At 60.2% G+C, this 20,756-nt stretch carries 16 protein-coding genes; 12 read left to right on the top strand and 4 right to left on the bottom strand.

The window, feature by feature from the left end:
* Nucleotides 1-12: 12 nt before the first annotated feature.
* From VF629_RS22005 to VF629_RS21970, 8 genes are all read left to right on the top strand, one after another.
* Entirely contained in the window at nucleotides 13-2,775 is a 2,763-nt protein-coding gene (locus tag VF629_RS22005) for a TonB-dependent receptor (RefSeq protein ID WP_331060659.1), read from the top strand.
* Complete coding sequence (locus VF629_RS22000) at nucleotides 2,776-3,957, top strand: DUF4249 domain-containing protein (RefSeq protein WP_331060658.1); 1,182 nt, start codon at nucleotides 2,776-2,778, stop codon at nucleotides 3,955-3,957.
* A 28-nt stretch (nucleotides 3,958-3,985) separates the two neighbouring features.
* Nucleotides 3,986-6,403 carry an MG2 domain-containing protein gene (locus tag VF629_RS21995; RefSeq protein ID WP_331060657.1) on the top strand — a complete coding sequence of 806 codons (2,418 nt, stop codon included), beginning with the start codon at nucleotides 3,986-3,988 and terminating at the stop codon, nucleotides 6,401-6,403.
* 134 nt (nucleotides 6,404-6,537) lie between these two features.
* A complete protein-coding gene (polA, locus tag VF629_RS21990; RefSeq protein ID WP_331060656.1) occupies nucleotides 6,538-9,432 on the top strand; it encodes a DNA polymerase I in 2,895 nt (964 codons plus the stop codon).
* Nucleotides 9,433-9,496: 64 nt separating this feature from the next.
* Nucleotides 9,497-10,624 carry an AAA family ATPase gene (locus tag VF629_RS21985; RefSeq protein WP_331060655.1) on the top strand — a complete coding sequence of 376 codons (1,128 nt, stop codon included), beginning with the start codon at nucleotides 9,497-9,499 and terminating at the stop codon, nucleotides 10,622-10,624.
* A gap of 11 nt (nucleotides 10,625-10,635) precedes the next feature.
* Nucleotides 10,636-11,301, top strand: a complete 666-nt coding sequence (locus VF629_RS21980) for a DUF3226 domain-containing protein (RefSeq protein ID WP_331060654.1) — start codon at nucleotides 10,636-10,638, stop codon at nucleotides 11,299-11,301.
* A gap of 67 nt (nucleotides 11,302-11,368) precedes the next feature.
* Complete coding sequence (locus VF629_RS21975) at nucleotides 11,369-11,830, top strand: hypothetical protein (RefSeq protein WP_331060653.1); 462 nt, start codon at nucleotides 11,369-11,371, stop codon at nucleotides 11,828-11,830.
* A 40-nt stretch (nucleotides 11,831-11,870) separates the two neighbouring features.
* Entirely contained in the window at nucleotides 11,871-12,353 is a 483-nt protein-coding gene (locus VF629_RS21970; RefSeq protein ID WP_331060652.1) for a DinB family protein, read from the top strand.
* A 76-nt stretch (nucleotides 12,354-12,429) separates the two neighbouring features.
* Here the strand turns inward: VF629_RS21970 and VF629_RS21965 are convergent, their stop codons facing one another.
* The 3 genes from VF629_RS21965 to VF629_RS21955 all read right to left on the bottom strand — a co-directional run bounded on the left by VF629_RS21965 (nucleotide 12,430) and on the right by VF629_RS21955 (nucleotide 16,073).
* On the bottom strand, nucleotides 12,430-12,552 hold the full coding sequence (locus VF629_RS21965) for a hypothetical protein (RefSeq protein ID WP_331060651.1): 123 nt from the start codon (nucleotides 12,550-12,552) through the stop codon (nucleotides 12,430-12,432).
* Nucleotides 12,553-12,622: 70 nt separating this feature from the next.
* Nucleotides 12,623-13,816: a PQQ-dependent sugar dehydrogenase gene (locus VF629_RS21960; RefSeq protein WP_331060650.1), complete on the bottom strand. Its 1,194-nt coding sequence runs from the start codon at nucleotides 13,814-13,816 to the stop codon at nucleotides 12,623-12,625.
* A 133-nt stretch (nucleotides 13,817-13,949) separates the two neighbouring features.
* Nucleotides 13,950-16,073 (bottom strand): sigma-54-dependent Fis family transcriptional regulator, encoded by a 2,124-nt coding sequence (locus VF629_RS21955; RefSeq protein ID WP_331060649.1) that lies wholly within the window; start codon nucleotides 16,071-16,073, stop codon nucleotides 13,950-13,952.
* 235 nt (nucleotides 16,074-16,308) lie between these two features.
* Here VF629_RS21955 and VF629_RS21950 point away from each other — a divergent pair, with 235 nt between their 5' ends.
* The 3 genes from VF629_RS21950 (at nucleotide 16,309) to VF629_RS21940 (ending at nucleotide 19,387) form a co-directional block, all read left to right on the top strand.
* Nucleotides 16,309-17,643, top strand: a complete 1,335-nt coding sequence (locus tag VF629_RS21950; RefSeq protein ID WP_331060648.1) for a TolC family protein — start codon at nucleotides 16,309-16,311, stop codon at nucleotides 17,641-17,643.
* A gap of 110 nt (nucleotides 17,644-17,753) precedes the next feature.
* On the top strand, nucleotides 17,754-18,164 hold the full coding sequence (locus tag VF629_RS21945) for a universal stress protein (RefSeq protein WP_331060647.1): 411 nt from the start codon (nucleotides 17,754-17,756) through the stop codon (nucleotides 18,162-18,164).
* 107 nt (nucleotides 18,165-18,271) lie between these two features.
* On the top strand, nucleotides 18,272-19,387 hold the full coding sequence (locus tag VF629_RS21940) for an HlyD family secretion protein (protein WP_331060646.1): 1,116 nt from the start codon (nucleotides 18,272-18,274) through the stop codon (nucleotides 19,385-19,387).
* Nucleotides 19,388-19,487: 100 nt separating this feature from the next.
* Here VF629_RS21940 and VF629_RS21935 read toward each other — a convergent pair whose 3' ends face one another.
* The gene (locus VF629_RS21935; protein WP_331060645.1) at nucleotides 19,488-19,865 is read right to left on the bottom strand and encodes a four helix bundle protein; all 378 of its coding nucleotides are present in this window, start codon (nucleotides 19,863-19,865) and stop codon (nucleotides 19,488-19,490) included.
* Nucleotides 19,866-19,942: 77 nt separating this feature from the next.
* Between VF629_RS21935 and VF629_RS21930 the strand changes: the two genes are divergently transcribed.
* A partial coding sequence (locus VF629_RS21930) for a DHA2 family efflux MFS transporter permease subunit (protein WP_331060644.1) occupies nucleotides 19,943-20,756 on the top strand: 814 nt, incomplete at its 3' end.

Here is a 20,756-nt window from a genome sequence, read left to right as displayed (position 1 = left end):
CGTCACCTTGCTATGAAACACACCTACAGGGCCTTTTTTGTGTTCTTTTTCCTGTTGGCCTGCCTGACTAGCCATGGGCAACAGACCGAAAAGCGAGTAACCGGCAACTTCAGTCACCTGGTTTTTGAACAGTTTGCCAGCCAGGTAGAAGCGCAAACTGGCTTTCGTTTTTACTTCGACCCCCAAGCGGTTGACAGCCTTTTCGTGACCTTGCGGGTGCAAGACCAGCCCGTGCGAACGGTGGTGGAGCAGGCCTTGCAAAACACGCCTTTCCGCTTTGCCATCGACGACGAAAGCTGGGTGTTCGTGACCTCGGGTGCGGGCATCAATCCGGTTTTGCCGGGCGATTTTTACCAGCCCAAACCTGACGGCCCCGTGGCCGCCCAAGTGGAAGAGCCCGTGGTGGGCCCGGTGGCCAAATCGCGCTACGTGAGTGCGTCCGAAGTGAAGGTGTACGAAATAGGGGTGCCTGGCAGCAGCGGGCGCGTGACCTTGGCCGGCCACATTCGGGAAGCAAAGTCGGGCGAGCCGGTAATTGGCGCGTCCATCTACTCCGAGGCGCCGAACGTGGGGGCCAGCACCGACCAGTTTGGCTACTACTCGCTCACGCTGGCGCCGGGCCGCTACGACCTCAAAATCCGGGGCGTGGGCATCAAGAACACGAAGCGCCAAGTGGAGCTGCGCGGCAATGGCAAGCTGGAAATCGAGGTGGAGGAAGACATCATCACGCTGAAGGAAGTCGTCATCGAAGCCGAGAAGGACAAGAACGTGTCGGGCATGCAGATGGGCCTGGAGAAGCTCGACATCAAGACGATGCGCCAGGTGCCCACCGCCTTTGGCGAAACCGACGTGCTGCGCGTCATCATGACGTTGCCGGGCGTGAAAACCGTGGGCGAAGGCAGCACCGGCCTCAACGTGCGCGGCGGCGCCACCGACCAAAACCTGATTCTGTTCAACGACGCCACCATCTACAATCCGTCGCACTTGTTCGGCTTTTTCTCGGCCTTCAACCCCGACATTCTGCAAGGCGTGGAGCTGTACAAAAGCGCCATTCCGGCCAAGTACGGTGGGCGCCTGTCGTCGGTGCTGGATATCACCACGCGCGAGGGCAACAAGAAGAAATTCTCGGGTTCGGGCGGCATTGGGCCGCTCACCAGCCGCCTGACGCTGGAAGGCCCGCTGGCGAAAGACAAGAGCGCCTTCATCATCAGCGGCCGGGCCAGCTATTCCGACTGGCTGCTGCGCCGGCTTTCGGACAAGAATTTCAGCCAAAGTGCCGCTTCGTTTTATGACGTGACGGCCCACATCAGCCACGAAATCAACGAGAAAAACTCGGTGTACGCGACGGCTTATTTCAGCACCGACCGGTTCCGGCTGGCCAGCGACACCACGTACCGCTACACCAACCAGGCCGCGACCCTGAAATGGCGGCACAGCTTCAACAACCAGCTGTACGGCGTGCTCACGGGCACTTTCAGCCACTACGACTACGACATCACCAGCCGGAGCAACGAGGTGTCGGCCTCGCAGCTGAAGTACGCCATCGACCAGGGCGGGCTGCGCGCCGACTTCAGCTACTTTCCCAACTCCCGCCACACCGTTGACTTCGGCGCCACGTCGCAGCTCTACAACATTGCGCCGGGCAGCTTCACGCCCCTCGGCGCTGCCTCGCTGGTACGGCCCGACGTGCTGCCCCAGGAGCGGGCCCTGGAAAGCGCCCTGTACGCGTCGGACCGGTTTGACATCACGCCGCGCTTTTCGCTGTCGGTGGGATTGCGCTACTCCTTGTTTCAGGCCTTGGGGCCGCGCGAGGTGTACCAATACGCACCGGGCGAGTCGCGCACGGAGGCATCCATCGTCGACACGGTGCGCGTGGGCGCGAACAAGGTGCTGGCCACCTACCAGGGCCCGGAATACCGGGTATCGGCGCGCTACTCGCTGAACGACCGGTCTTCGGTGAAAGGCAGCTACACCCGCACGCGCCAGTACATTCACCAGCTGACCAACACGGCGTCGGTGTCGCCGGCCGATGTGTGGAAGCTCAGCGACGCCAACGTGCGCCCGCAGATTGGCGACCAAGTGTCGGTGGGCTACTACCGCAATTTCAAGGACAACACCGTGGAGGTGTCGGTGGAGACGTACTACAAAACGCTGCGCGACTTCGTGGACTACAAGAGCGGCGCCACGCTGGTGCTCAACCGCCACATCGAAACGGACATCATCAACGCCGAGGGCAAGGCGTACGGGGTGGAGTTTTTCGTGAAGAAGCTCACCGGCAAGCTCAACGGCTGGGTGGGCTACACGTATTCGCGCTCGCTGGTGCAGGTGAACGCCGCCACCACGGCCGACATGATTAACGGCGGGCGCTACTACCCCACCAATTTCGACAAGCCGCACGACGTGACGCTGGTGGGCAACTACCGCTTCAGCCGCCGCTTCAGCTCCTCGTTCAACTTCACCTACAGCACCGGCCGGCCCATCACGCTCCCGCTGGCCAAATACTACGCCGGCAACTCGCTGCGCGTGTTCTACTCCGACCGCAACGCCTACCGCGTGCCCGACTACCTGCGCGTCGATTTGGGGCTGAACATCGAAGGCGGCCACCTAGCCAACAAGCTGGCCCACAGCTCCTGGACGGTGGGCGTGTACAACCTCACGGGGCGCCGGAACCCCTATTCCATCTACTTCAAGTCGGTAAACGGCCAAATCAAGGGGTACCAGCTGTCGGTTTTCGGCTCCCCCATCCCCAGCGTCACGTACAATTTCAAATTCTAGATGGGCAAATTATCATTCTCCGCCTGGTTGGCGCTGCTCGGGTGTGTTGCGCTGTTGACGGGGGGCTGCACCGACCCCTACTTGCCCGACGCCATCAGCGCGCCGCCCAACTATTTGGTGGTCGACGGCTTTCTCAACAGCCAAGGCGTGACGACCATCCGGCTGTCGCGCACCTACGCCATCGGTGCAAAAACAACTCCTCCTGCCGAAACCAAGGCCACGGTGCAGATTGAGGAACAGGCCGGCGGACGCTTTGCCTTGCGGGAAGGCGCGGCGGGAACGTACACTTCCGCGCCGCTGGTGCTGAATCCGGCCCGGAAATACCGCCTCTACCTCAAGACGCTGGCGGGCAAGGAGTATGCGTCCGATTTTGTTCCGGTAAAGACCACCCCGGTCATTGACAACGTGCGGTGGCGAACCACCAACGCCGGCCTCGACATATTGGTCAACGCCCACGACGACACGAACGCCACCCAGTACTACCGCTGGGAATACGACGAAACCTGGGAAATCACGCCGCTCTACCAGCCCAACATAGAATACGCAGGGGGTCGGATACGGGACATCGTGGTGCCTTATCCAACGGTGTGTTGGGGCAACGCTCGTTCCACCATCATACAAATCGACAAAACCACGGGCCTGAGCCGGGACGTGGTGACCGACTTCCGGGTGCGCCAGTTGGCCACCACGTCGAGCCTGCTCAACACGCGCTACAGCGTCTTGGTGCAGCAGCACGCGCTCACCAAAGAAGAGTTCGGCTACTGGGAGCTGCTCCGCAAAAACACGGAGAGCATCGGCACGCTTTTCGACCCCCAGCCGGTCCAGCTCACCGGCAACGTGCGCTGCTTGAATAACGAGTCTGACCTTGCCCTGGGGTATGTGGGGGCTCATTCAGTAACGGAAAAGAGATTATTCATCCGCCGGCAAGAGCTGCCCAGCACTTGGTTCGTTCAAACAGGGTACGAGACCTGCTTGCCACCCGACAGCGTGTTCATCGACCGGCCGAGTCCTCCCCCGCCCAATCCCGCCGTGATATTGCAAGGCGCTTTCTCTAGCGGAGCTTATTTGCCCATCGAAGCCATCTTGAACAAACAAGCCAGCATTATTGGCTACACCGCCAAGTCGCGCGACTGCATTGATTGCCGCACGCGCGGCACGGCAGTGAAGCCCAGCTTCTGGTAAAAAGTCTTCATTCATGCATTTCCAGCTCATGACTCTTCTACCGCACTGGCTGCCCTTTTCCCATCGCCATTGGCTCGGCCTCTTCGCCGGGCTCTGGCTGATGAGCCCCGGAGTGGCCCTGGGCCAAGTGGATTCGCTGGGCGGCCTCACGCGCAAGCTGGCCCAGTACAAGCAACGCACGCCGCACGAGAAGCTGTTTTTGCACTTGGACCGGCCCGTGTACCTCTGCGGCGAGACCATGTGGTTTAAAGTGTACGCGGTGGACGGCACGCACTCCCGGCCCATTTCGCTGAGCAGCGTGGCCTATGTGGAAGTGCTGGATGCCGCCAACCAGCCCGTGCTACAGGGCAAGGTGGCTTTGCAAAACGCCACGGGGCAGGGCTCGTTTGTGTTGCCCACTTCGCTGGCAGCGGGCAGCTACACGGTGCGGGCCTACACCAGCTGGATGAAGAATTTTGGTCCCGAAGCGTACTTCCACAGCACCGTGACCATCATCAACACGTTTGCGGCCTCGGGAGCCAGCACTCGGGACTCGGCCACCCACGACGCCCGGTTTTTTCCGGAAGGGGGCAACCTCGTGCGCGGCCTGCGCAGCCGAGTAGCCTTTAAAGTAACCGACAAAACCGGCCGCGGAGTAGCCGCCGAAGGCAAAGTGCTGAACCAAAGCGGCGCGGTGGTGGCCACGTTCAAAACGCTGCGACAGGGCATGGGCACCTTCTCATTCACGCCCGCGGCCGGCTCCGACACCTACACCGCCACCGTGATGCTGGGCAACAACCACGTGGTGTCGCGGGCGCTGCCGCGGCCCTACGAGCAGGGCTACGTGCTGCGCCTCGACAACGCCGGCCCCGACCAGCTTACGCTGAGTGTGGAGGCCACCAGCACCCGGCCGGAAACGCTGTACCTTTTGGGCCACTCGCGGCAAAAAATCGCCCTGACGGCGCCGCTGCAGCTGGCCAACGGCCGGGCCTCGTTTGTCATCAACAAAAGCCAGTTGCTGGACGGGGTTTCGCACCTCACGCTGTTCAATGCGGAGCGGAAGCCGGTATGCGAGCGGCTGTATTTCCGGGCGCCGCAGCGCCGGCTGGCCATCACGGCGCGCGCCGACAAGCCGCAGTACGGCACTCGCGACAAAGTCAGCCTGCAAGTGGCCACGGCCGACCAGCAGGCGCCGGCCCCCGCCAACCTGTCGATGGCCGTGTACCGGCTCGACTCGCTGGCCACCGCTGCTGGCCCGGCCATTGACCGCTACCTCTGGCTCACGGCCGACTTGCAGGGCCCCGTCGAGCACCCCGAGTACTATTTCACGGCCACGGGCCCGGAAGCGGCCGAAGCCACCGACCACCTGATGCTCACCCAGGGCTGGAGCCGCTTTAAGTGGGAAGACGTGCTGGCCGTGCCCAAGCCGTTCGAGTTCCTGCCGGAGCTCTATGGCCCGGTTATTCAGGCCCGGCTCACGCAGGCAGGTACCGAACAGCCCCGGCAAGGCGTGGTGGCCTACCTCTCGGCGCCGAGCCGCCTGGTGCAGCTGAGCACGTCCCAAAGCAACGCCCAGGGCTTGGTGCGCTTCGAGCTGAACCACTTCATGGGTCCCAACGACGTGGTGGTGCAAACCGACCCGGCGCAGGACAGCACGTGCACCATCACGCTGCTTAGCCCGTTTTCGGACCGTTATGCCAGCGTGCAATTGCCGCCCTTTGGCCTCACGGGCCGCTTTCAGCCCGACTACCTAAAGCGTCACTTGCAAGCCCAGGTGCAAAACGTGTTTTCGGGAAAATACCGCAACCTGTACGCCTCGGAGCGGGTCGACAGCCTTCCCTTTTTTGGCAAGCCCAACGAAACGTACCTGCTGGACAAGTACACCCGGTTCAAGGTACTGGAAGAAGTGCTGCGCGAGTACGTGCCCGGCGTCGTGGTGCGCATCCGCAAGGACGGCTTTCATCTATTGGTGGCGGATAAACTGAATAGGACCCTGCTCCAAGATAACCCCATGGTGCTACTGGACGGTGTGCCCGTGTTCAACATCAACAAGATGATGGCCATGAACCCGTTGAAGATTCAGAAGCTGGACGTGCTGGATGGGCGGTACTTCCACGGCACGGCCGTGTACAACGGCATCGTGAGCTTCACCACCTACAAAGGCGACCTCGAAGGCTTCCCGCTCGACCCTCGGGTGCTGGTGCAGGAATACGAAGGCGTGCAGCGCCACCGCGAGTTTTACGCCCCGCGCTACGACACGCCGGAGGCCGCCAAGAGCCGCCTGCCGGACTTGCGCAACTTGCTGTACTGGAACCCGGCAATCACCACCTCCGGCGCCCAGTCCCAAACCTTGGAGTTTTACACCGGCGACCAGGCCGGGCGCTATCTGGTGGTGGTGCAAGGCTTGTCGGCCACGGGGCTGGCGGGCAGCAGCAGCTTTGTGCTGGACGTGAAACCGGCGCTGTAGCCCCGCAGTTGGTGTAATGGCTGTTGTCTGTGAAGGCGCTAACCACCGCAAAAGGCGGGGTTAGCGCCTTTTCTTCTAAAAAACAAGCCTTGGCTTCAGCCAAGCGCTTTCCCTGCTCCGTACTTTCGCTTACCATGACCGATACCGCCGCTCCTACCCCGCCCAAAAAGCTCTTCCTGCTCGACGCCTTTGCCCTCATCTACCGCTCGCATTTTGCGTTCAGCAAAAACCCGCGCGTGAATTCCAAGGGCATGAACACCGGGGCCGTGCTCGGCTTCACCAACACGCTGGTGGAAGTGCTGCAGAAAGAAAAGCCCACCCACATCGGCGTGTGCTTTGACGCGGCCAAGAAGACCTTCCGGCACGAGCAGTTTGCCGAATACAAGGCCCAGCGCCAGGCCATGCCCGAGGATATCGGCATCGCCATTCCGTACATCAAGAAAATCATCCAAGCCTTCCACATTCCCATCCTGCAAATGGATGGCTTTGAGGCCGATGACGTGATTGGGACGCTGGCGCAGAACGCGGCGAAGGACGGCTTCGAGGTGTTCATGATGACGCCCGACAAGGACTACTGCCAGCTGGTGACCGACAAAATCAAAATCTACCGCCCCGCCTTCATGGGCAACGCGGCCGAGATTTTGGACGTCGACCACGTGCTGGCCCGCTTCGAGATTGAGCGGGTGGAGCAGGTAATTGACATCCTGGGCCTGCAGGGCGACGCGTCGGACAACATTCCCGGCATTCCCGGCATCGGCGAGAAGACGGCCAAGGCGCTGATTAAGCAGTTCGGCTCCGTCGAAAACCTGATTGCCAACTCCGACCAACTCAAGGGCAAGCAGCAGGAAAACGTGCGCAACTTCGCCGAGCAAGGCCTGATGAGCAAGGAGTTGGCTACCATCCACGTGAACGTGCCGCTGCCTTTCGAGCCCGACCAGCTGGTGCTCGACGCGCCCGACGAAGCCAAGCTACGCGAGCTGTTTGACGAGCTGGAGTTTCGGCAGCTGGCGGCTCGCGTGCTGAGCGGGGGCGGCCCCCAGCGCACCCCGGCCAGCGTGGCCAAGCCCGGCACCACGGGTTCGCGCCGGCCCAGAGTGGCGGCCAGCGGCCAGGCCTCGCTGTTTGGCAACCCCGGCGACGAGGCGGTGGCCATTGGCGCCGAGGAGGGCGAAACCGGCGGCTACGGCGCCCCCAGCGGCCCGCGCCGCCGGCTGGAGGACGTGCCCTACCAATACCACCTGATTGACACGCCGGAGCTGCGCAAGTCGCTGCTCAGCTTCCTGTTGCAGCAAACCGAAGTCAGCTTCGACACCGAAACCACCGGGCTCGACATCATGACGGCGCGGCTCGTGGGCCTGAGCTTCTGCTGGCTGCCGGGCGAGGCGTACTACGTGCCCGTGCCCACCGAGGACCAGGAAGCCGTGCAGGCCATTGTGGACGAGTTCTGCCCGTTTTTCGAGGCTGAAAACATTCTCAAGATTGGCCAGAATGTGAAGTACGACCTCACCATTCTGCGGCACTACGGCGTGGAGGTGAGCGGGCAGCTGTTCGACACGATGCTGGCTCACTACCTCATCGAGCCCGACATGCGCCACAACATGGACGTGCTGGCCGAAACCTACCTGCACTACACGCCGGTGTCCATTCTGGAGCTCATCGGCCCCAAGGGCAAGAAGCAGATTACGATGGCCGACGTGCCGCCCGCCCAGGTGAAAGATTACGCCTGCGAAGACGCCGACGTGACCCTGCAGCTCAAGCACGTGTTCGAACCCATGCTGAAAGACCTGGGCCTGCTGGGCCTGCTCAACGACGTGGAAAACCCCTTGGTGCCGGTGCTGAGCAGCATCGAGTACGAGGGCGTGCGGATTGATTCCAACGCCATGAACGAGTACTCGGCCGAATTGCAGGGCTACATCACGGAGCTGGAAGGCCAGATTTTTGCCGAAGCCGGCGGGCCATTCAACATCGGTTCGCCGAAGCAGCTGGGCGAGGTGCTGTTTGACAAACTCCAGCTCGGCGGCGGCAAAATCAAGAAAACCAAAACCGGCCAGTACGCCACCGGCGAGGAAATCCTGAGCCAGATGGCGGCCGAAAATCCCATTGCCGCGCTCATCCTGGAGCACCGCCAGCTCACCAAGCTACGCTCGACCTACGTGGAGGCCCTGCCCCAGCTGGTGAACAAAACCGACGGCCGCGTGCACACCAACTTCAACCAGGCCGTGACGGCCACGGGGCGCCTGTCCTCGACGAACCCCAACCTGCAGAACATTCCGATTCGCACGGAAAAGGGCCGGGAAATCCGCAAAGCCTTCGTGCCGCGCGACGACCAACACGTGCTGCTAGCGGCCGACTATTCGCAGGTGGAGTTGCGCATCATGGCCGACTTCTCGGGAGACAAAACGATGATTGAGGCCTTCCGCCAGGGCCTCGACGTGCACGCCAGCACTGCCAGCAAGGTGTTTAAGGTGCCCATTGAGGAAGTGGACTCGGAGATGCGCCGGAAGGCCAAAACGGTCAACTTCGGCATCATCTACGGCATTTCGGCCTTTGGCCTGGCTCAGCGCATCGGCATCAGCCGCAAGGAAGCTACCGACATTATCGACACGTATTTCCAGGAATTTCCGTCGGTGAAGCAGTTCATGGACGAGAGCATCAACCGCGCCCGCGAGCAGGAATACGCCGAGACGCTGCTCAAGCGCCGCCGCTACCTGCGCGACATCAACTCGCGCAACGCCACGCTGCGCGGCTACACCGAGCGCAATGCCATCAACGCCCCTATCCAGGGCACGGCCGCCGACATCATCAAGATGGCCATGATTAACATCTACCACTGGCTGCGCGAGGAGAAACTCCAGACCCGCATGATTCTGCAGGTGCACGATGAACTCGTGTTCGACGCCGTGCAAGAGGAGGTGGAGTACATCACCCCCAAAATCAAGGAGCTGATGACCACGGCCCTGCTGCTGCCCCACGGCGTGCCGCTGGAAGTGGAAGTGGGCACCGGGCGCAACTGGCTGCAGGCGCACTAGCCGCCTTCCGCATTTTCAGCCGACATTTGAGCCGCTCCCCACCTAACCGGGGAGCGGCTCTGCTATGTTAATAGAATCTTTTGAAGTTAAGAACTTCCGCAGCCTGAAACACCTAAAACTAGAGAAGCTGGCCCGAGTGAACTTGTTGGTGGGGAAGAATAATTCTGGTAAGACGAGCGTGTTGGAAGGATTATTTTTATTTACTGGCTATGATGTTTTTAGCTGGATTGACCATATTGATGGGGAACGTCGCCTATCTGGAAATGGACAGGGTTTTGATTACTTATTTTATCAGTTCAGCCCTGAAAATTCTATTACTCTCAAGAGCCACATCAAACCTGGTAATCACAGCCAATATTCAACTCCCCCTTACGATATTGAAGTAATTATTCAGCCCCTGCCGCTCGAACGGACAGTAAATCAATTGCTATTGCCAGGGCTGCTTGAAACTGAAGATTTATACCGAAGCGGTGGCGTTCCGAAGCAGGCAATTAATAGGCTTCGATTTACGGCTGATTCCACTGAAAACAGTAGTGCTCCAAGTGGAGTGTTTTATACAACGCAACAGCGCTGGACAGGGCTTAATGAGCGCCTAGCAACAAAACGTAATGCATTGGCACAGCTTGCTTTAGGTCACTGGCTAGGTACAACAACTTCGTTTCCTAACCTTTATGCAAGAATTGAATACTTAAAGGTCAAGAAACAGGATGCAAGACTAGTTAAGATAATGCAGCAGATTGACCCACGTATCAACGATATTGTATTAGGTAGTGAGCATAGCATTTATCTTAACCTTGGTGTTGATTTTACAAACCTCCTACCCCTCAATTTAATGGGAGATGGTGTGCAGCACTTATTAGATATATCGGCCGCAATGGCACACACTCCTGGAGCAGTGATTCAGATTGATGAAATCGATAATGGACTTCATTATTCCACTCTCCGCATTTTATGGAAGGGTATTTTACAAGCCGCTCGTGAGTTTGATGTACAAGTCTTCGTCACTACTCATAGCGCCGAAGCTTTACGCAACCTCACTTGGGTTCTTGATGACGAAGAAAATGCCAGCTACCGAGACGAAGTAGCCGCCTACACCCTCATCCGGGCCAAGGACGACACCGTAAGCAGCTTCCGCTACGATGCCTCGCAGCTGGAATTTGCGCTGGAACATGACATTGAGATTCGCAACTGAACGCAGTAGGCATGAAAATCAATGTATTTGTGGAAGGACAGGAGGACCAGGAGTTGGTCGCTGAATTGCTTGTGAAATTGGGCACAGTTCGCACTTGGCGAGAGGCGGGCAAAGCGTTTACAGGCACTACCTCCGCCGGCAACCTCATCAACCTGAACATGACCAATGGTTGGAGCAGCCTGCTCAATGGCAGTCTATTGCCGGAATTGAGTCAGTCGCCGCAGGAAGATGTTCTGAATTTGGTCATTTTTGATGCTGACCGGCCCGGACCACAACAAGGTGGCAGTACGGCGCGGCGCCAGCAGTTGCTAAAGGTCCAAGCAGAAAATGGCTTATTCTTCGAATTGTTTTTGCTGCCTACCGATGACGCAGATGGCCAATTGGAAGACCTATTACGTTTGCTTATTCCAGACGCCCATCAGCAAGTGACAGACTGCTTTTCACACTACGAAAACTGCGTGCGGCAATTGCGGATGACGGACGGCAGCGCATACAATGTACCCGCCAGCAAGTCACGCATGTTTGCTTATCTGGAAGTGCTGCCTCTGACCGCCGAGGAGGAGAAACGTCTTGAGAAAAGACGCAGCACCAAATTCTTCAACAATCCAGCTTATTGGAACCTTGATTCGTCTGAGATACAGCACCTGCGCGAGTTTCTCATTCAGCACGTGAAATAGCAGCAATTCTTTGCACACTCACAGCCGACCCACCGTATAGCCTAGCTTTCACCCCACCCTGAAAGCCATGCACCAGCAACCCCACACCACCACCCTGCAAAACGTGGCCCTGGGCCTCCTGGGCACCTTTATGGTCGTGGCCGGCACGGGCCATCTCACGTTTGCGCGACAGGAGTTTCAGGCGCAGGTGCCCGACTTTGTGCCGCTGGACAAGGACACCGTGGTGCTGCAATCGGGGGTAGTTGAAATTGGGCTGGGGCTGGCGCTGCTGCTCTGGAAGCGGCGCCGCGTGGCCATGGGCCTGGGGCTGGCCGCCTTCTACGCGGCGGTGTTTCCCGGCAACGTGCACCAGTACACGCACCGCATTTCTGCCTTCGGCCTCGACACCGATGCCAAGCGGCTGGCGCGGCTGTTTTTCCAGCCTGTGCTGATGGGCGCGGCGCTGTATTCGACCGGAGCCCTGGATGCCTTGCGGAAGAAGAAACTTGCCTCGCACCTTGCAACGCCTCGGCCGGGGAGCGCAGCCTAACCAGAGCCAACAAACCATGAACCCAAGCACCATACCCCCAATGGACAGGCCCAACCAAAAAGGCGTGGTGGCCGAGCTAACCGGCTTCCTCACGAAGGGCAATGCCCACGCCACCTTCGAAGAAGCCTGCGCCGACCTCACGCCGAAACTCTGGAACCAGCACGTACCGGAGGTGCCCTACACCATTTGGCAGTTGGTCGAACACGTACGCATCGCGCAGTGGGACATTGTGGAATTCTGCCTCGAACCCCAACACGAATCGCCAAAATGGCCCGAAGGCTACTGGCCTGCCCCGGACGCCACCGCCGACGAAGAGCAGTGGCAGGAAACCCTAGAGCACATTCGGCAGGACCGGCAGCGCTTCCTCCATCTGCTGCACGCGCCCGGTACCAACCTATTGGCGCCCCTGCCCCACGGCACCGGCCAAACCATACTGCGCGAAGCCATGCTCATAGCCGACCACAACGCCTACCACACCGGCGAAATCATCCTGGTGCGGCGCCTGCTAAAGGCCTGGAAATAGCTGCCGCCCCGGCACCCTACTACACGAAAAAGCCCGGCGCGTCTGACACACCGGGCTTTTTTGTATTTGGGGGAAGCTATTTCTTCTGCGTTTTGATGGTCTTGCCCGAGGGCTTGTCCTTCACCTCTACTTCGTTTTTCTTTTCCTTGTTCTTGGTGGCGGGGTCGGTGTGTTGGGGCGTGGTGGTCGTGTTGGCCATGATAAGTGGTTGATTTGTGGAAAGTAACCGGGTGTACGGCTCACTCAGGTCAGCGGCCACAACTCGACCGTTATTTCTTGGCGTAGGCCACCCGGTAAATCACGCCGTTGTCGTCGTCGGTCATCAGCAGGGAACCGTCGTTGGCTTGCACCAGGCCGCAGGGACGGCCGAACTCTGACTTGTCGTTTTCAACCAGAAAGCCGGTGATGAAGTCCTCGAACTTCTCGGGCTTGCCCTGGGCGTCGAAATGCACGCGCACCACCTTGTAGCCGGAGGGCTGGGCGCGGTTCCAGGAGCCGTGCATCGTCACGAAGGCGTCGTTCTTATAAGCGGCCGGGAACTGCGCGCCCTGGTAAAACACCAGCCCCAGCGGGGCGGAATGAGCTTTGTAGAGCAAGAACGGGCGCACGGCTTTGGCGTCGAACTGGGCGTAGGTTTCGCCGCTCTTGGGCTTGTTGGCGGGGTAGGGCTTGCCGTCGGCGATGATGGAAGGCCAGCCGTAGTTGGCGCCCTGCTTTATCTGGTTCAGTTCCTCCATCTGGGCCTCATCGCCGAGCCAGTCGATACCGTGGTCCATGCCGAAAAGCTGGCCCGTGGCCGGGTGCCAGTCGAAGCCGATGGTGTTGCGCAGACCAGTGGCGAAGATGCTGCGGCCGGAGCCGTCGGTTTTAATCTGCAGCAGGGTGGCGTTTTCGGGGTTGTCCTCGTCGCAGGCGTTGCAGGTGCTGCCCACCGAAAGGTAGAGCTGGCCGTCGGGACCGAAGCGCAGGACACGGTTGGCGTGCTGGCCGGCGTCGGGCAGGTCTTTGTAGAGCAGTTTGGGCTCGCCCAGGCCGCCGTCGGGCAGCACGTCGGCCACGTACACTTCGCGCACGGCGCTCAAATACATCTTGTTGTCTTTCAGGGCCAAGCCGTGCAGGTGCGGCTTCTGGGCCACCTGGCGCATCACCTCGGCCTTGCCGTCCTTGTTGGCATCGCGCACCAGCGTGATGGTGCCCTTCACGCGGTTGCTCACGTACACGTCGCCGTTGGGCGCCACGGCCATCATGCGCGGCATGTCCAGCCCCTCAGCGTACTTGCTGATGGTGAACCCGGCCGGTACTTTCAGTGCTGCCACTCGGGCGGGCGTCGCGGGCAGCTTGTTGGGCAGGTAGATGTTGCCCGTCATGTTGAAGGGCGTGGCGGCCGGCGGCACGTTTTGGGCCATTGCGGAGGCCGCCGGGAAAAGCGCCGCAGCCACGGCCAGGAAACGAAGAGAATGCATGTGAAGAAGGTAAATGTGGAGCTTCTTCAACTCTGCATTCACGGTTCAGGTTGCGGTATAGTCGCGCATTCGCGTTTCCTCGTCTGCGTGCTCGCTCACTTACCGTTCAACGAGGAGACGCGAATACGCGTCTCTACCCCACTCCCACCGTGCGGCGGATGCCCAACTTTTTCATGCGCGCTTCCAGGGTTTTGGGGTTGATGTCGAGCAGCAGGGCCGCGCCTTGGCTTCCACTTACCCGCCCGCCTGTGCGCTGCAAGGCCGCCAAAATGTGGTCGCGCTCCTGCTCCCGCAGCGTTTTAATAGGCGCTGCTGACGTGCTGGCCGTGGCTACGGCCGCCAGTGGCGCTGCCGCAAAGCCCGCAAACTCCAGAAACGGCCCCTGGCTCACAATGATGGCCTGCTCCAGCACGTGCTCCAGCTCGCGGATATTGCCCGGCCAGGAATAAGTTTGCAGCGCCGCCAAATCGGCGGGCCGCACCTGGCGAACGGGCTTGCCCAGGCGCTTGCTCAGGCGCTGCACAAAGTGCCGCATCAGCGGCTCAATGTCTTTGCGGCGCTCGCGCAGGGGGGCCAGCTCGATGGGGAAAACGTTGAGGCGGTAGTACAAATCGGCCCGGAAGCGGCCGGCGGCCACCTCGTCGGCCAGCACGCGGTTGGTGGCGGCGATGACGCGGGCGTCGGAGTGCAGCACTTTGGTGCCGCCCAGGCGCTCGAACTCCCGCTCTTGCAGCACCCGCAGCAGCTTGGCTTGCAGGTCGAGGGGCAGCTCGCCGATTTCATCCAGGAAAATGCTGCCGCCGTTGGCCAGCTCAAACTTGCCGATGCGGCGCTCTACGGCTCCGGTAAAGGCGCCTTTTTCGTGGCCAAACAATTCGCTTTCAATAAGCTGAGCGGGCAGGGCGGCGCAGTTGAGCTTGATGAGGGCCCGGGCGTGCCGGGGCGAGGCGTTGTGCAGCTCGCGGGCCACCAGCTCCTTGCCAGTGCCGGTTTCGCCGGATATCAGCACGGTGGTGTCCGTTGGGGCTACCAGGCTGATGCGGCGTTCTACCAGCTGCAGGGCCGGGCTGCTGCCGATGAAGGTGCCCGAGTCGGCCCCGAAGCGGGCGGAGGTATTGATTTCGTCCACCAAGTAGGTGCGTTCTTGCTCCACCTGCGCCTTCAGTTCCTCAATCTGCTCGAAGGCAAAGAGGTTTTCCAGCGCCAGCGCAATCTGGGGCACCAAGGCCAGCACGGTCGTCAGGTCTTCGGAGCGGAAGTTGGTGGGGGTGGGCGAGGCGAGGATGAGCACAGCCGCGCCGTCGGTTCGCTGCCAGATGGGCGCAATGAGCAGCGACCGCGTGCCGTACTCCTCGTACACGCGGCGCATGAGCGGGTAGCGGCGGGCCAAATCCCGAAAATCATCGCCGGCGTAAATGCCCGGCCCCTGCAGCAAATCATTCACTTGCTGGTACATGGCCGCGGTATCCAGGTGATTCAACCCGTGCTGGCGGTTCGGGTCGAGGGCCTGCAGCGGGGCACCAGCGCCCGCACCCAATCGGGAAAATTCGGCGAAGCCCTCGAAACCTTCCTGCCGCCCCGCCCGCTGCACCCGGATGCCGAAATACTCAAAAGGCACCACCTGGCTCAGGCCCTCGGCCACGGCCCGAAACAAGGGTTCGCGCTGCTTGATGCTGAGCAGGGCATTGGTGATGTTGAGCTGCAAAGTGCGCTCCTGCTCGCGGCGAGCTACCTCTTCGAAAGCCAGCGTGTTGGCGACGGCCACGGCGATGAGCGAGCCAATTTTTTCCAGCAGCTTTTCGTCGGCTGCGGTGAGGGGCGGCGTGCGGCGCGAGGCCAGCGTGAGAAAGCCCGTGAGGCGCCCGCCGATGTGCAGCGGCACGGCCGTTAGGTGCGTCACGCCCAGCTTTTCAAACTTGTTGTACGGCGCATAGTCCGGGTAATCGGCCAGGTACTCGCGCGCGCTGAACTGCTGCACCCGCGGGTTGGCCACCAGCTTCTCGATGGGCGAGCCGGCGATGGGCGTGAACTGGTCCAGGCCAGCGGGCACGGGCGGTGCTTCATCGGCCCCGAAATAGTCCCGCAGAAACAACCGCTTGAACTTCAATTCCTCGTCGAACACGTTGATGCCGATGAGGTCGAAGGGGAAAATTAGCCGCAGCTTCGTGGTTACCACTTTGAACAGCGAGTCCTTGTCACGCATCGTGGCAATGGCTTCGTTAAGGTGCATTAGCAGCGTTTCGTCTTGGTCAGGCATCACAAATTAGTAAACAGAACCCTTGTTGTTTTCCTCAAATAACAGGAGTCTTTTTTTGGAAATTCCTATTATGTAAGGAATAAACAGCGGCGACAAATGTTTGACATGAGCAAGACATAATAATCATTTAACTGTATTACAGATACTTACAATAAAAAATTTATGCGTTTTAATTTCGTTTTAACCACTGGCATAACATTCGGTATGAGCACCGTGACTCTTATCTGAATTTGCCATGTCTCTTCGTTTTTCGTCTGCTGCCGTTGTTGCTGTTGCCGCCTCGTTATTGGGCAGCGGCACGGTGCATGCTCAAACCATCTCCGGCGTCGAGGTAGTCTCCGACTCCCTGACGCTGGATGGCACGGTGCGCTCCGTGCTCGACGCCAACCCGGCCATTACCTCGCTCGATGAGCTGGCCAATGCCGCCAGCGGCCGCCTGGCGCAGACGCGTACCGGCTTCTTGCCGCAAATCACCGGCACGGCCACCTACACCCGCATCGACCCGGTGGTGAAGCTGCCTTTTGGCGGTGAAACCCTGCAGCTGGCCCCCAACAACAACTACGACGCCCACATTCAGGCACAATACCTGCTCCTAGATTTCGGCAAGAGCGACGCTACCGTGCGCGTGGCCGAGTCGCAGGTGCAAACGGCGCGCGACCAAGTGGAGGTGTCGCGCCGCGACCTGGCGTTCAACGCCGCGCAGGTGTATTACAACATCCTGTTCATGCGCGAAAGCATCAAGGTGCAGGACGCGCAGATTGCCTCGCTGCAGGCCCACCGCAACGAAATGCAGAAGCGCGTGGAAGGCGGCGTGAGCACGCGCTTCGACGTGACGACCACCGACGTTCGCATCACGCAGGCCCAGAACACCAAGATTGACTTGCAAAACCAGCTGCGCAACCAGCAAGTGCAGCTGGCCCGGCTGCTGCACAAGCCCAGCCAAACCGACGTGCCGGTGAAAGGCCGCTTGGAGTTTCAGCCCCAAGCGGTAAACCTGGACGCCGAGCTGGCCCGGGCTTACGACAACCGGCCGGAAATAAAACTGGCCCGCGACGCCGAAAACACCGCCACGCTGCAACAGCGGCTCGTGGAGCGCAGCAACATGCCCAGCCTGGGCGTGGGCGCGCAAGTAGGCGCCAAGAACGGCTACCTGCCCAACCTCAACGAAATCCGCCCCAACACGGTGGGCGTGGTGCAGCTGTCGGTGCCGATTTATGACGGTAACAAGAACAAGAACCAGCGCGTGGAAGCTCTGGCCAACGCCCGCAGCGCCGTGGCCCGCACTCAGGACACCCAGGAGCAAATCCGGGCCGATGTGCGCCAGGCGGCCAATAACATCGAATTCAGCCAGGCTCGCCTCGCCAACGCCGAGCAGCAAATTGCTCAGGCCACGGACGCCCTCACCCGCGCTCAGGGCCGGTACCGCTACGGCGTGGGCCAAAACCTCGACGTGCTCGACGCCGAAACGCAGCTCGCCCAGGCCCGCCTGGCACGCGCTCAGGCCATCTACAACTATACCCTCGGCCAGTACCAGTTGAAGCGCGCTACCGGCGAAACCATTTGGAAATAAGCTTTAGGGCAGGAGGGTGTGGGGGTAGGAGGGCACGAGTTTTTTTCTCTCCTGCTCTCAATCATCCCCAACTCCTACCCTCCTACCCCCACACCCTCTTACCCAAAAAAATGACCATCCTTTGTCCGCTCGATTTCTCGGCTGCTTCGGCGGAGCAGGTGGCGTACGCGGCCGCGCTCGCCGTGACCTGGAAGGCCGACTTGCGGTTGCTGCACGTGTGCGAGCCGCAGGAAGACCCCACCGTCGCCCCACCAGCCACCGGCCGCAAGCCCTGCGCTGAGCGACTGGCGGAGCTGCGGACCGCGGCCGAGCACGCCGGTGTGGCCCACGTGCACACCGGCATCGTGCAGGGCGAGGCCGCCCCGGCCATTGTGGCCGAAGCCAGCCGCCAGCAAGCCGACCTCATTGTTATTGGGGCGCACGGCCGCACCGGCATCACCCGCTTTCTGATGGGTGCTACCGCCGAAATGGTGCTGCGCACCGCCCATTGCGCCACCCTGTTGGTGCGCGCACCTCTCTAAACAGAAACCGCAGAACCTCAACGCTAAACGCATCCTGCTTCGCCAACTTCTCGTTTCTGAAACACCCCTTCTTTCAAAAAAACACCGACCCTTCGATACTTACCAAGATGGCCCAGACCGAAATTTCCCCCGCTGTGCAAAACGCCCCCGCTCCCTACCCCAACGCCGCCTCGCCCGAGACGGACGCGGCAGCCGAAACACCCAAAAAGCGTAACCCGCTTGTATTCATTATCCTGGCCGTGGTGCTGCTGGCCGGCGCTTTCTATGGCTGGAACCGCTACCAGTTTGCCGTGGCCCATGAAGAAACCGACGACGCCCAGGTAGAAGGCGACGTGTACCCCGTGCTGCCTCGCGTGGGCGGGCCGGTGCTCGAAGTGAAAGTGGACGACAACCAACCCGTGAAGAAAGGCGACGTCCTCGTCACCATTGACCCCGCCGATTATCAGCAGCGCGTGAACGCCGCGGAGGCTGCCCTGGCCGCCGCTCAGGCCCAGGTGACGGCCGCCCGTGCCGCCGTGGGTACTGCCCAGGCCAACGTGCGCACCGCCCAGTCCACCATTGGCGTGAGCGAAGCCAACCAAGCCCGCCTCCAGAAAGACCTCAAGCGCAGCACCTTCCTGCGCCAGCAAGACATCATTCCGCAGAGTGAGTACGACGCCGTGCAGGCCAACCTGCGCGCCACCAGCGCCCAGCGCGCCACCGCCACCGACCAAGTAGCTGTGGCTCGCCAGCAAGTGGCAGCGGCCGAGCAGCAAGTTGCCGTGGCCCAGGCCGTGGTAAAGCAGCGCCAAGCTGACCTCGACAACGCGAAGCTGCAGCTCAGCTACACCACCATCACGGCGCCGGACAACGGCATTGTGAGCCGCAAGAATGTGCAGCCGGGCCAAGTGGTATCCCCTGGCCAGCAGTTGTTTGGCATCGTGGGCAGCGCCCGCACTTGGGTGGTGGCCAACTTCAAGGAAACCCAACTGGAAGACATGAAAGTGGGCCAGAAGGTGAAACTGGAAGTGGACGCCTATCCGAGCGAAGAGTTTGAAGGCCACATCGAGTCGCTGTCGGCTGCTACCGGCGCCCGCTTCGCCTTGCTGCCCCCCGACAACGCCAGCGGCAACTTCGTGAAAGTGACCCAGCGCGTGCCCGTGAAAATGGTGCTCGACAAAGTGGATGCGCAGCATCCGTTGCGCGCCGGCATGAGCGTGAACGCCATTGTAAAGGTGAAATAGTGAGATGGTGAGGTGTGGGTCTGATGTTTTGACGGCGCCAACTGCGCAGCTTGGACATGTAGAACATCAAGCTCCCACTTCACTATTTCACCTTTACCATTTACCTCTGGGCTTTTTTGCGAGCGGTGGCTAGGATGGATACAATTTCTAGGTATTCTTTTTCCAGCCCATCCAACCGGATTTTAGTCATAATGCCTGAATCGCCAAGCAGTTCAAGCCAAAACAGTGTTTCGTCGGCTTCCTCCACGCAGATGCAAAGTTTTGCATACCATTCTGCGGTGGAGCGTCCGCGGCAGGCGGCCCGGAAATTGGCCGCTACAGAAGTTGCCGAGCGCAATAATTGTTTTCCCAAGATTTGTGCTTCGCCCGTGCGAGGCAATTGTTGAAATAACCGAATTATTCGCAGGGACGCTCCTTTGGTTCGTGTCCGCAAGGCCTCGTTGAACGACACGCCGTTTGCAGATAATTCTTCTTCCATTATTCGTGACTTGGTGAATTGACAGCGCGCAAATAACGCCCATCAACTCACTATTTCACACCTCACCATTTCACCTCATGGAAACCGGATTTACCAAGTGGATTATCGTTATTACGGTGGTCCTCTGCTGCTTGCTGGAACTCATTGACACCAGCATTGTGAACGTGGCCCTGACCCAGATGATGGGCAACCTCTCGGCCACGCAGCAGGAAGTGAGCTGGGTGGTGGCCTCCTACGGCATCGCCAACGTGATTGTGATTCCCATGACCGGCTTTTTGGCCGAGCAGTTTGGGCGCCGCAACTACTACTTTGTGTCGGTGGTCATCTTCACGCTGGCCTCCATCGCCTGCGGCCAAAGCACCAACATTTGGGAGCTGGTGGCCTTCCGCTTCATCCAGGGCATTGGCGGTGGCGCCCTGATGGCAACTTCGCAGTCCATTCTGATTGACACCTTTCCGCCCAAGCAGCTGCCGCTGGGCCAGGCCCTCTTCGGCATGGGCGTGATTATCGGGCCCACCATTGGCCCCACGCTGGGTGGCTACATCGTGGACAACTACGACTGGCCCTGGATTTTCTACGTGAACGTGCCGGTGGGCATTCTTGCCTCCATCTTCACCCTGCTGTTCATACGCGACCCCGAGCGCATCAAAAACGCCATTCCGCGGCCGTTGCGTGAGATTGACTGGGCCGGCATTGGCCTGCTGATTCTCGGCGTGGGCTCGCTGCAGCTGGTGCTGGAGCAGGGCGAAACCGAGGACTGGTTTGAAAGCGCCTACATCAACAGCTTTGCGCTGCTGGCCGCTATTGGCCTCATTGGCTTTGTGTGGCGCGAGCTTACTGCCCGGCAGCCTATTGTAGACCTTCGCATCCTTGGCCGAAGCCGCAACCTAG

It is taken from the genome of Hymenobacter sp., from assembly GCF_036388155.1.
Classification (GTDB): Bacteria; Bacteroidota; Bacteroidia; order Cytophagales; family Hymenobacteraceae; genus Hymenobacter.
The sequence above is the reverse complement of the archived record's forward strand: the minus strand, read 5'-3'. Positions and strand labels throughout refer to the sequence as shown.